The organism is Methylophaga sp. UBA4204, from assembly GCF_002379485.1.
Taxonomy (GTDB): Bacteria; Pseudomonadota; Gammaproteobacteria; order Nitrosococcales; family Methylophagaceae; genus Methylophaga.
On record NZ_DFTU01000062.1, the window covers coordinates 800 to 12,142 of the forward strand.

An 11,343-nucleotide genomic window follows, 5' to 3' on the forward strand; every position below is an offset into this window, starting at 1 on the left:
CAAATTCGCTCCCTTCGGTCGCCCGACGCTCGCAAGCTCGCGCGGTTTATGGCGACATTAGGCATACGCATGGAACTTATACCTTACATAGGCCTTGGGTTAGTTGTTTTAATCCTTCCCTTAGCAATTTTTAGTGGAATCCTTTTTTTAATTTGGAAAAAGGTTCCATTTGGAAAGTATGTTTCGGCTTTATTATTGGTAGGCTTTCTGTTCGTTGTTGTTACCGCCATTTGGCCAATGGATTCATTTTACAAGGACGAGCTCCAAAATAATGCGGGATTGAGACTCGACGATGGGTACGAAGTCCTTGCCAAGAGTTCGTCTTATCCAGATATGCACGGGGACTATTATTCTGAGGCCGTTTTTCGTGTTTCAGAGTTAGATCTATCAACTCTGACTGGCGACGTAGCCCCCATAGGGCAGTGTGTAGTCCCGAGAATGGCAGAACCATTCTTGCCTTCACAGAAGGGTGCTATAAAGTGTTGGGGAGCTAACCGGAATATTGATGAGTGGTTCCAATTAATCTACTTTCCCGATAGTGGAATTCTATACTACAGGTTTGATCAAACTTAAATGCCTAACAAAGCCAAGCACAATCGCCCATGCAAAAAGCGCATGGGCTGGACCTCGCTATCGCTCGGCCTGTGTTGGCGGCGTAGGTTATCAAGGGGTCAGCCAACTTGATTTTCTAACATTCCAAACGTGAATTAGAGTTTTTATCCTTTAAACTTTACTCTGAACCTAAAGATTCCTAGGTCTTATTATGAGAAAAACAGTGTTTTATCTATCTGCCATGATAATTGCCTTTCTTACGGCTAATCTATTGGCTTGTGCTCAACCTTCTGGTCTACCGAATTTCGATGAAAATGAGCCTTATTCAAGCGTTCGATTGAAAATGTTAGAGGCTGGCTGGGAGCCCTTTCATGCCCAAGATGCCGATACTTGTATCGAAGGTGACTTACGCTGTGAGGGTCGCCCAGAAATGCAGGTTTGTGCCGGCACGGGAAAGGCAAATTGTAAATTTTTATGGAAAAAAGAAGAAACAATCACGGCAATATGCACAATTGGAGAGGTTGCTGTTTTCGATAGTTTTTGCGATTACACAAGTATTAATTAGATTTTTATCTTTGGATTAATACTCTGATCTGACATATTCAACCGACTCACGATGAACTATCAAGGGGCCAGCAAACTTGATTTCAATCAGTCTCTTTATCATTGTCGATTGAAGGCACAAGAGTTTTAAACTGCTACTTCTAGTTAATTCAGCTCAGTTGAATTTTAAGGAACAAAAGTGACAACGCTTACAGAGTTGCCAAAGAATTTACCTACACCAACTGATGATGGTGGCTGTAATCATCTTTTCGGAATGACAGTGCCATCAATTGAATTAGTGGCTACCAATGGAATGATGGTCAATTTAGCTGAGCAAAACGGCTATGTAGTTGTTTATTGCTATCCCATGACCGGCAGGCCTGACCGTGACTTACCTGATGGTTGGGATCAAAATCCTGGGGCAAGAGGTTGTACACCTCAATCTTGTGCTTTTAAAGATCATCATCACGAACTTGATATGTTGGGAGCTTCAGTCTTTGGATTAAGCACACAATCATCAAGCTATCAACAGGAAGTAGCTGAGCGTTTACATCTCCCATTTCTATTACTGAGCGATGAATCATTAAAATTCTCTAGTGCTTTAGCTTTACCGACGTTTCAAATAGATGGAATGGTATTGATCAAACGTCTTACTCTTATTATCAAAGCTGGGAGGATAGAAAAATTTTTTTACCCTGTATTTCCACCTAATGAGAATGCGGAACAAGTAATTAATTGGCTAAGAGTAAACGCAGAAGAAATCAAAGGCCAGCCAGAGTCGGAGTAATTCTCGTGTGAATATAGGCATTTACATATACGACAACGCCGAGGTACTGGATTTTTCGGGACCATTCGAAGTTTTCTCGACGGCTTCACGCCTATGTAATGGCGATACTCCTTTTAATGTTTTCCTGGTAAGTGAAACCGGGAATATGGTTTCTGCCAGGGCAGGGTATTCAGTTTTACCGAGCTATGGATTTCAAAATCATCCGGAGATTGACGTTCTAGTTGTTTCAGGCGGGGGTCATACGGATGAAATGAAAAAACATCACGTCATTGATTGGATTTCTAAACAATCACGTAAAGCATCCATGGTTGCTTCGGTTTGTACTGGCGTATTTCTACTGGCACAGGCTGAAATACTTAACGAGCATAAGGTGACAACGCACTGGGAGGATGTTGCTGATCTAAGGAAGTTGTTTCCTCGGTTGAAGGTTGTCGAGAATGTTCGCTGGGTAGATGAGGGGTCAATCATCACGTCAGGCGGTATATCAGCAGGAATCGATATGAGTCTCCATTTGGTCAGCAAGTTGCACAGCAATGACCTAGCTGAAAAGACAGCAAGACAGATGGATTTTGTATGGACAAAGAACGCATAAAACCTGCGTCTACTGCGACGGGCTCTATGTTATTTGGGTAGAGTAAAAACTCACAATCATCTGAGACCAAACTTCGGTTATTAATTATTATGAGAAAACAGGCCTCTTTACCAGACTGTTATGAGCATATTCATGAATGATCCAATAGCGATAGATAAAGTATTCGTACAGCTGCCAAACGAACCTTTGCGTGAGGTTACCATCCAGGTGGGGCGCCCGTTTAAGGATCCCGAATATCCCGATGAATGGCTATGCCCAGCCTCGCTGGAGCCTCTTCACTCGAACTTACTGCCTGCACGTTCCAACTCGGCTTTTCAATCACTGTGTCTGGCTAACGCCCGGGTACTGAATTTATTACATGAAGTTGTGGAGAAAGGTGGTTCGGTGTGGCTGGAGCCAGGTGCGTCTTTTCCGTTTGAGGCATATGCTTTCGGGGTAGCCGTAAGCTTACCTAATAGTTATAGTCGATGAGGGTTGCTTGGTGATTTAACAAGCTAAGGTGCCAGCAAGCTGGATAATTTTAGTCGATTAAAATTTTAATCAAAAATAGGACTAAATAAAAACCGAAACCCGACAAAGTAAGGAAGCATGATGCAAAACAAAATTGCTCTCTATGGTGCTGGCAATGTTGGTGCCACTACGGCTCACTGGTTAGCTCAGAAAGAATTAGGTGATCTCGCATTATTTGATATTTATGAGCAAATTGCCAAGGGCAAAGCACTGGATTTAATGCAGTCCGGACCGGCAGCGGGTTTTGATGCGAAGATTACCGGAAGTAATGATCCTGAAATCATTGCTGATGCCAATATTGTGGTGGTTTCTGCCGGTGTGCCACGGCGTAAAGATCCTGAAACCGGTAAGTATCCGGGGCGCGATGAGTTAATAAAAATCAATCAGGTGGTAATGGAGCAGGCGTCAGAGAATATTAAACGCTATGCGCCGGATAGCATTGTGATTGTTGTCACCAACCCTATTGAAGCGATGTGTCATGTAGTAAAAGAAGTCACAGGCTTTCCCAATGAACGCATTATTGGTCAGGCGGGAGCTCTCGATACCACTCGTTATAAAGCGTTTATTGCGATGGAGTTGGGTGTTAGCGTTAAAGATGTAAATGGTCTGGTAATTGGCGGTCATGGTGATGCGATGGTGCCGTTGCCTACCCATACTACTATTTCCGGTATTCCTATTCTGGATTTGATCAGCGAAAAACGTCTGGAAGAAATTATTCATCGAACAGCGCATGGTGGGGGAGAGATCGTAAATCTGCTGGGTTATAGCAGTTATTACGCAGCTGCAGCTGCTACAGCCCAGACCGTAGAGTCGATATTGAAAGATCAAAAACGGCTTATTCCCAGCGTTGTTTATACCCAAGGTGAATATGGTTACACAGATTTATTTATCGGTCTGCCCGCTATTTTAGGGTGTAAGGGCGTAGAAAAAATCATTGAACTCAATTTGGATTTTGATGAAAAAGCCAAACTCGAATATTCAATGAACTCCGTGAAAGATGTTGTTGCTTTGTTAGGTTATAACTAATTCATAAAAGTGGGGAATACAAGAGAGAGTGTCAGAAGTATTAACAGAGCGAAAATCAAATTATCTGCAAACTTGATTAAAAGATGCAGTGTCAAAAATCACTACCAGCTTAAGAATGAATAAATTTTTATCTTTGAATTATCACTCTGATTATAGGTTTTAACCGCCGCCAGCAACGTAAGGGGCTCTATGCCAAAAGATGACGTCACGCCGCATTCAGCACAAACATCGTCTGACAATAATCGTGGGCGGCAAGCCAGCAAGCCGCCTGAAATCTCCGGGCGAGGATGGTGGGATATCGGTCGGCGAGTCATCACCAATGTGAATCGCCACGATATTTCATTGCTGGCAGCCGGTGTGGCGTTATTTATGATGTTGTCTATCTTCCCGGCACTGAATGTAGGGGTTTCGCTTTTTGGGCTTTTTGCATCTCCAGAAAATATCATTTCTCAAGTGGAGCCGTTTCGGCAGCTTTTACCCGAACAAGCATTCAGTATCTTTACCGATCAGCTTACCGAGCTTACGAATACCGGTGGAGCGGCCTTTAATGTAACGCTGGTCTTATCTCTGTTGGTCTGGCTATGGGTGGCGCGCAAGGGCGCTATGGCGGTCATTAAGGCTTGCAATATTATTTATAAAGAACAGGAAAAGCGCCCTTTTTGGAGCCTACTGGTGGTGTCGCTTTTATTTACGGTTGTGGGTATTTTCAGTGTGGTGATGTTAGCGTTGCTCGCCATTTTGGTGCCCATCGTACTTGGCGTGATCCCCTTGGGCGAAACGTTAGAATCCCTTTTAAGAACATTGCGTTGGCCAATTCTGGCGATGTTATTCATTCTGGTACTTGAGTGCGTTTACCGTTTCGCCCCCAATAGAAAAGATCCGAAGTGGCGTTGGGTCAGTGTTGGTGCGGTCATTGCGACTTTACTTTGGCTTTTGGCTTCTTTCGGTTTCACGGCCTATGTGCAAAATTTTTCTAATTACAATGAAACCTACGGTGCGATTGGCAGTGTGATCGTTCTGATCTTCTGGTTTTATATCAGTGCCTTTGTCGTGCTGCTGGGGGCCGAAATAAATGCCGAGATGGAACATCAAACAGAAGTTGACTCAACGGTCGGGGAAGACAAGCCAATGGGCAAACGCGGTGCATATGTAGCTGACACGGTCGGAGCTGAACCATCAGAAGAGAAGCAGCAATAAACGATATTGATATTTGGAGCCGAGTAAGAACTCACCATCATCTCAGACAGGATTTGAATTATTACTCCGGCCCCAGGTTTTCGTTAGGCCAACGTATCTGTCAGTTAATGAAGAAAGGTGAGTTCATATCTTTGCTCGCCTCAGCCACCACATCCCCATCAAACAGTTTGACGCTCAGACTGGTGTTTGCAGTCTTGGCAAAATCGGCCAACATGCCTTCGGCATAGGCTCGGGCGCTCTCAACAGAATCGAATTCGTAGAAACCGCCGACGGAATGGTTGTTGATACCGCTTAACCAGGTTTTGCTTCGCATACCCGGTACGGTATGCATAACTTGATTGATCTCCGTCCACAGGTCTTTGGTGAAAGGCGCGGATAATTGAAGCTCGGCATAGAGAAAAACGCGGCTTGGTTGGGTCATAGTAGGCTCCTTGTTTAACTATTTTGGGTTAGCGTAATAACTCAAAATCAGCTTAGAATGTATTTTAATTATTACGCCTAACCCACATTTTTCGCTCATTTTTCAGTTCGATCTAATTATCGGGTTTAGTTTCGGCCAGCGATTACACCACCATCCACATCCCAAATGGCACCGGTTACCCAGCTTGCATCACTGCTAAGCAGGAAGTTAATCGTCCTGGCAACATCTTCGGCAGTACCGATCCTTCCAATCGGATGAAAGCTATCGAATGTCGCAAGCGTTTCATCGATTTCACTCGGTTCAATGAAGGATTCGTAAATGGGAGTCTTCACAACCGCTGGTGAAACGGCATTGACACGGATATTCTTATCGGCCAGTTCCATCGCCATATGCTGCGTTAACGCATGTAAACCGGCTTTAGCCATGGAATATGCCGATGACGGTGTGGCTTTGATGGCTTGTTTTGCCCACATTGAACTAACATGCACAATAGAACCTCCACCATTTACGGCCATGTTTTTGGCGACAGCTTGAGAGATGAAGAATGTCGCACGGTTCAAGTCCATGTAAGCGTCGTAATCCTTGCCCTCATGTTCTAGGAAGGATGTTGGTTTGAACTTGCCCGCCGCATTTACAAAATATTGAATATGTCGGTCATGATTTGCCACAAAATCAATAACGCGTTGTACGTCGCTGGCTTCATACAGGTTTGCCTGAAGGGTTTGAATGTGTCCCAGTCCAAAGAGATCATTCTTGGCCGCTTCCAATTTCGAGGATGAGCTGCCAATAATTAGCGTATGAGTGCCGCGTTTGAGCAACTGCTTTGCCGTCGCTAAACCCATTCCGCTGGAACCGCCTACGATCAAAGCCAAAGGGCTGGTCATGTTTTCCATCTGATTACCTCCACAGGTAAATATTAAGGTGTGGACATAGGTTATGAAATTCGTAGACTATTGAAAATTAGGCACAAATTGGTGCGGTAGGTACTTTTTGGTACATCTTGATGAAAGCAAAGGGAAAAATATTTTTGAGGAAATCAGCCCCCGAGAAAAGTGCCCGTATGGTTGAGACCATTTACGGTTGCAAGTGGTCTCTGACGGTTTATCAACTTCTGACAAATGGCATCAACCGGCCTGGTGCAATGGTTCGTAACGTTGAAGGCTTAACCACCAAAGTGCTCAATGAATGCCTGAGAAAGAATGCGGAATTTGGTATTTTGGAACGTGTAAACTACAACGAGACGCCACCACGGGTTGAATATAAAGTCACTGAGTTCGGCACCAAATTTCTGCGTATTCTTGATGAGCTTGAAAAACTCCAAAGCGAAATTGAATGTGACATATAACAAGGCAATGCAAGTGAACGGAAGATAATTAAAGCGTGCAAAGCCAAAAAGATAATGGAGTAAAAGCATACAGCCGCAATTTATCCTGTTCTGCCCGAATAATTTCTGGCGATAAAGGAAGGTAATGCAATGGTGCTGCTAATGATTGGTCTTCATTCAGCGTCCATTTTATAAAATCTCTTATTTCAGTGACGATGCTGGGTATTTGATACTTTTTCCGTATTAATGCCCAGGTATATGCGACGATTGGTAGGCCTATTCTCCGCTTTTTCTTTTCCAGACTTGTGACCTTTAAGCCAAGGCGCTGAGTAAAGTTGAATTCAACTTAGCCGAAACTATTGATGGTAATTGCCAGGCGTTGGGTCAGTTAGACTTTCTACTTGAGGCTTTCGCGTTCGGGGTAGCCGTAAGCTTATCTGAAAGATACAGCCGATGAGAACGTTTATCTCGATGAATTTAAGGTACAGCAGATTTGAATTTGCAAAGAGTTCAGGACTTATTTTTCTTATCTTCTTTTAATGCTTGTTGAACCGTGGTGACCGGAAAAAATAAACGCAGCGGTTTTTCCTTAATCTGTTCCCATAGGCTGCTTAGCAAGACTGGAAAACGACTTATTTGTGTGCCGCGGGAACGTAATGCGACCATCAAGGCGAGTGAAAAGCTGACCCAGAGATTAACAAAACCTATCAATAATACGTAAAACAAATGGATTAAAAATTCCACTAAGCCCATCTGGGTGCTCAAAGCGCTGTAGCCTAAATTGGCAGATGAAAAAGCCACATGACGTATATCCAGTGGCAAGTCCAGCAAATAGCCTATATAGCCAGTCGTCCCCAGCAATACCCCAAAAAAGAAATTACCAGCTAGCGAGCCGTAATTTTCGTGCATATACTTTGCGAATTTATCCCGGCGTTCTTCTTTTAACCATTGTAATAATCGATGTTGCTGAAGGCGCATTTCTAACTCGAGATAATCCGCTCGATTATCAAAATATCCGGCAATAATCCCTGAGCAAAACAACCACACACCTGCAATTGCAGCATAAAACAGGGCGAGACCCTCGAAGGGGGCAATCGCATGCAGCTGGTAACTGACAGTCGAGGCATCTAGTAAAGGACTATCGGTGAACATAAAGAAACTGAATGCAATCACTGCCGCCAGCAAAATGGCTGTTGAAAGATTGCCCCAAACGGCTGCCCACTGAGACCGATTAACATCAATTAATAAGCTGGCTAATTTGCGATGAGCAGCACGTCCGTTTTCACCTTGTTCTACTTCACTGGCAAAACTGGCTGCTGTCATTGCAGGTTGTTTGGTGGCAATGGTGAAATGTAAAAGATGGATAAGGACAAACCCGAGACCATAGTTCAGGCTGGTGAGTACTGTTTCTTTTAATGGACTGAAGCCCATGTTCACGATACTGATTTTTAACAAAGCCATTAACGCAATAATAAAACCCGCACCGGCCGCTGATCGGAAAAGCGCATAAAAGGAGCTTTTACCACGGCTGATGTAATGTTCGCCATGATCACTTTTGTTTTCAGTAATACTACGGGAGAGCATGGCAAGACTGTTGCGCATCAAGGCGTAGAGACTGTTCTTGTCAATGGCCGAAACAATCAATGATTGCCAGAGCGCCAGACTTTTACGTTCTACTTCTATTGTTTCTGTGGTGGTTAAAATGGACATAATTTGTTCAATACGCCCCAGCGTCTGTTCAAGACGTTCTAGCAAATGTGCCACCGAGACTGAGGAGCCTGCTGCCCCGGCGCCTTTCCGTCTCAAGCGTGAGACCTGTTCGCGACATTGATCCAGCATTACCCAAATATGTTCGGGATCATAGGCCGGAAGTTCAGGTTCCTGAATACGGTCGAATTCCGTTTGTGTAAACAGGCGCAGTTCACGTTGCAGACCAATAAAGGCAGAGTCAATATCGATCAATCGCCGATCCATCCGAATCAATTCAGGTTCAAGTTCTTCGGCTGCAACCCAGATACCCAGCATTTCAACTGCATAAAGACATTGTTGGCGAAAATGTTTGACGGCGGTATTCAATGTCTCAGGTGTCGTGTGATCAACAAGGATTTGATACAGACGCAGCCATTGATCGTTGGTAATAGTGTCTAGCCATTTTTTATCTGATTGACGGTGAAACAGGAGAGTCAACACCCCTCTTGAGCTTTCGCGATCAATGGGGGGCGGATTAACTTTGTCATAAAGACGGGTCATGAACTCATTAAATACACCCCGCCGGGCAAAAATTCCTAAACTCACCAAAGCCGGATACAGGTTTAATTCAATTAGCCAGCTATGAAACTGCTGACCAAATTCTGCTCTCAGTTCTGGATTCGCTTCGATCATCTCCATAATGTCATCCAGTCGCTTTGATGCGTTTTCTGGATCGGTCTCTCTTAGCTGTTCGATGATGTCGATCAAAGCATCTAACAGTGGAGCCTCTTGTTTTAGGTCATGCATGAGACGTTCAGCGTTGAAATTGCTTGCCATTAAAATCGTTACTCGTTGAAAGAGGGGATTAAGTCATTACAGCTTAACAAAACCAGCATGATTTAACTGTTCTGTTCATATGAAGAAAAATTCATATCGGGAGATAAGAGAGGGGACAAAGTGTTATTGGTCGAGCTGGCATAAGCCAGCGCTAATGTGCTGGACGAAAGCTCCAAAGAGCCAGAGAAAATTGATATTTGCTTCTGACTCTTTGGTTCACTCGATAGTATACAGCCCCAACTTTTCCTGTTCTGCCTGAATAATCTCTTTCGATAAAGGAAGGTAATGCAATGGAGCTGCTAATGATTGGCCTTCATTCAGCGTCCATTTTATAAAATCTCTTACATCACTGCCGATGCCAGGGGTTTCATATTTTTTCCGTATTAATGCCCAGGTATATGCGACGATTGGGTAGGCCGATTCTCCCTCAGGATCAGCAATGGATGAAACGACTTGCTCTGCTTCTGAATAAAATTCATCGACGAGTCCTATGTCGCCCGTCTCGTTATTGGGCAGAACAAATTTTCCGCTTTTGTTTTCCAGACTTGCGACTTTTAAGCCAAGGCGCTGAGCAAAGCCGAATTCAACGTAGCCGATGCTATTATTGGTAATTGCCAGGCGTTGGGAGACTCCTTCGTTACCTTTTGCTTCCATTGTTTTTCCGGGCCAGTCCAGTTTTTTTGTTGCTCCAAATGTTGTTTTCCAGGCTGGGCTAACCGTCGACAGATGATTGGTAAACGCAAAGGTTGTACCACTGCTATCGGAGCGTGCAATGACCTGTATAGCACTGTCAGGTAAATTGATATCAGGGTTTACTTCAAGTATTCGTGGATCATTCCAGCGGGTGATTTCACCAAGAAAGATATCTGTATACACATTTCTTGGAAGTTTGAGTGTGTCAGTCAGACCCTCTACGTTATAAGCAATACTGATCATGCCGGAGGTGACGACGATTTCTTCAAAATTCTCATTTAAGCGAGCTGCTTCCTTTTCATTAATTGGCGCATCGGTTGTCCCGATATCTGCATCACCCGTTATAAACTGCTCAATACCTGCACCACTGCCTATCGAATGGTAGCTAAACTTTGTGCCCTGCTCATAGGTCTGCAACACTTTTTCAAATAATGGGGAGGCGAAGGTCGAGCCTGCAATGATTATTTCAGAACGGTTGTCATTAATCTCTGATATTTCAGCGGGATCATTGTTGGAGTCACAGGCGGTAAGGCTTAATGACACTAGCGTAACTGCAAAATAGATAATGGATGTAATCAAACGATTCATTGTATTTCCCTTTAACATCAATAGGTTCATGCTGTTTATCTGGTTCAGCTAACGTTTAGCATGTACTGGGAAGATACATATGTATTATTACATATATATGTAAATCCATATATTTTAGAGCGCTGATATATCCTGATGCGCTCAAATACATAGCAAATCCACGATTTGCTTATCGTTATGAGTCAGAAAGATGTATTGAGGTACGAGGGTGTTTGGGGAATGCCTAAGCTAATTGCCTATTGAAAATTCATCAAATAACTGAACTTCCGATGCTGGATCCGCGGTATCGAAAACATAGCTTTTCACCGTGCCGGTGCCTGTATCCAGAATCGAGAACGTGGTGAGTTGGTTACTGGAAACAAATGGTAAGGCTGGAAGTGTCTTATCTATTAAGCTCATTGGGCTGAAAAGGCTGGGTTGGATCATCTGTCGTCCATGAGGATCGCCATTGGCAGCGTAATTCGCCGGATCCCAACGTGAGTTTTCTGAATTCAACTCTATCCAGAAGTTGGCTTTGCTGTTGCGATTGTTTTGTTGATATGTGTCGGTTGGATCATTGTAATAAGCCCCTAGTGTATTCCCGG

At 43.9% G+C, this 11,343-nt stretch carries 12 protein-coding genes and 1 pseudogene; 8 read left to right on the forward strand and 5 right to left on the reverse strand.

The annotated features are described in order from the left end of the window. The first annotated feature begins 69 nt into the window (after positions 1-69). The 7 genes from B3182_RS08955 to B3182_RS08985 all read left to right on the forward strand — a co-directional run bounded on the left by B3182_RS08955 (position 70) and on the right by B3182_RS08985 (position 5,207). Positions 70-573, forward strand: a complete 504-nt coding sequence (locus B3182_RS08955; protein WP_292358311.1) for a hypothetical protein — start codon at positions 70-72, stop codon at positions 571-573. Positions 574-763: 190 nt separating this feature from the next. After that, a complete protein-coding gene (locus B3182_RS08960; RefSeq protein ID WP_292358310.1) occupies positions 764-1,117 on the forward strand; it encodes a hypothetical protein in 354 nt (117 codons plus the stop codon). Positions 1,118-1,294: 177 nt separating this feature from the next. Further along, positions 1,295-1,882 (forward strand): peroxiredoxin, encoded by a 588-nt coding sequence (locus B3182_RS08965; protein WP_292358308.1) that lies wholly within the window; start codon positions 1,295-1,297, stop codon positions 1,880-1,882. 7 nt (positions 1,883-1,889) lie between these two features. After that, positions 1,890-2,474, forward strand: coding sequence for a DJ-1/PfpI family protein (locus B3182_RS08970; RefSeq protein ID WP_292358306.1), 585 nt, complete (start codon positions 1,890-1,892; stop codon positions 2,472-2,474). A gap of 132 nt (positions 2,475-2,606) precedes the next feature. Continuing rightward, a complete protein-coding gene (locus B3182_RS08975) occupies positions 2,607-2,945 on the forward strand; it encodes a hypothetical protein (protein ID WP_292358304.1) in 339 nt (112 codons plus the stop codon). Positions 2,946-3,062: 117 nt separating this feature from the next. Continuing rightward, positions 3,063-4,010: a malate dehydrogenase gene (gene mdh / locus B3182_RS08980; protein ID WP_292411499.1), complete on the forward strand. Its 948-nt coding sequence runs from the start codon at positions 3,063-3,065 to the stop codon at positions 4,008-4,010. A gap of 189 nt (positions 4,011-4,199) precedes the next feature. Further along, a complete protein-coding gene (locus B3182_RS08985; protein ID WP_292752457.1) occupies positions 4,200-5,207 on the forward strand; it encodes a YihY/virulence factor BrkB family protein in 1,008 nt (335 codons plus the stop codon). Positions 5,208-5,307: 100 nt separating this feature from the next. Here B3182_RS08985 and B3182_RS08990 read toward each other — a convergent pair whose 3' ends face one another. Both B3182_RS08990 and B3182_RS08995 read right to left on the reverse strand, forming a co-directional pair. Continuing rightward, complete coding sequence (locus tag B3182_RS08990; RefSeq protein WP_292358298.1) at positions 5,308-5,628, reverse strand: YdhR family protein; 321 nt, start codon at positions 5,626-5,628, stop codon at positions 5,308-5,310. Positions 5,629-5,753: 125 nt separating this feature from the next. Then, a complete protein-coding gene (locus B3182_RS08995; RefSeq protein WP_292741817.1) occupies positions 5,754-6,521 on the reverse strand; it encodes an SDR family NAD(P)-dependent oxidoreductase in 768 nt (255 codons plus the stop codon). Between the two features lie 134 nt (positions 6,522-6,655). Between B3182_RS08995 and B3182_RS09000 the strand changes: the two genes are divergently transcribed. Beyond that, positions 6,656-6,973 carry a winged helix-turn-helix transcriptional regulator gene (locus B3182_RS09000; protein ID WP_292358295.1) on the forward strand — a complete coding sequence of 106 codons (318 nt, stop codon included), beginning with the start codon at positions 6,656-6,658 and terminating at the stop codon, positions 6,971-6,973. A 489-nt stretch (positions 6,974-7,462) separates the two neighbouring features. Here the strand turns inward: B3182_RS09000 and B3182_RS09005 are convergent, their stop codons facing one another. The 3 genes and pseudogenes from B3182_RS09005 to B3182_RS09015 form a co-directional block, all read right to left on the reverse strand. Then, complete coding sequence (locus tag B3182_RS09005; protein ID WP_292358293.1) at positions 7,463-9,448, reverse strand: site-specific recombinase; 1,986 nt, start codon at positions 9,446-9,448, stop codon at positions 7,463-7,465. Positions 9,449-9,694: 246 nt separating this feature from the next. After that, the gene (gene pstS, locus B3182_RS09010; RefSeq protein WP_292358292.1) at positions 9,695-10,759 is read right to left on the reverse strand and encodes a phosphate ABC transporter substrate-binding protein PstS; all 1,065 of its coding nucleotides are present in this window, start codon (positions 10,757-10,759) and stop codon (positions 9,695-9,697) included. Between the two features lie 228 nt (positions 10,760-10,987). After that, positions 10,988-11,343 (reverse strand): annotated as a pseudogene (locus tag B3182_RS09015) (metallophosphoesterase); the annotation flags it as partial.

What these genes read in the sequence shown, in the direction of transcription:
- pstS (WP_292358292.1), bottom strand. Translation starts at nt 10,759, where the DNA reads ATGAATCGTTTGATTACATCCATTATCTATTTTGCAGTTACGCTAGTG.
- B3182_RS08995 (WP_292741817.1), bottom strand. Translation starts at nt 6,521, where the DNA reads ATGGAAAACATGACCAGCCCTTTGGCTTTGATCGTAGGCGGTTCCAGC.
- B3182_RS08990 (WP_292358298.1), bottom strand. Translation starts at nt 5,628, where the DNA reads ATGACCCAACCAAGCCGCGTTTTTCTCTATGCCGAGCTTCAATTATCC.
- B3182_RS08985 (WP_292752457.1), top strand. Translation starts at nt 4,200, where the DNA reads ATGCCAAAAGATGACGTCACGCCGCATTCAGCACAAACATCGTCTGAC.
- B3182_RS08960 (WP_292358310.1), top strand. Translation starts at nt 764, where the DNA reads ATGAGAAAAACAGTGTTTTATCTATCTGCCATGATAATTGCCTTTCTT.
- mdh (WP_292411499.1), top strand. Translation starts at nt 3,063, where the DNA reads ATGATGCAAAACAAAATTGCTCTCTATGGTGCTGGCAATGTTGGTGCC.
- B3182_RS09005 (WP_292358293.1), bottom strand. Translation starts at nt 9,448, where the DNA reads ATGCATGACCTAAAACAAGAGGCTCCACTGTTAGATGCTTTGATCGAC.
- B3182_RS08955 (WP_292358311.1), top strand. Translation starts at nt 70, where the DNA reads ATGGAACTTATACCTTACATAGGCCTTGGGTTAGTTGTTTTAATCCTT.
- B3182_RS08975 (WP_292358304.1), top strand. Translation starts at nt 2,607, where the DNA reads ATGAATGATCCAATAGCGATAGATAAAGTATTCGTACAGCTGCCAAAC.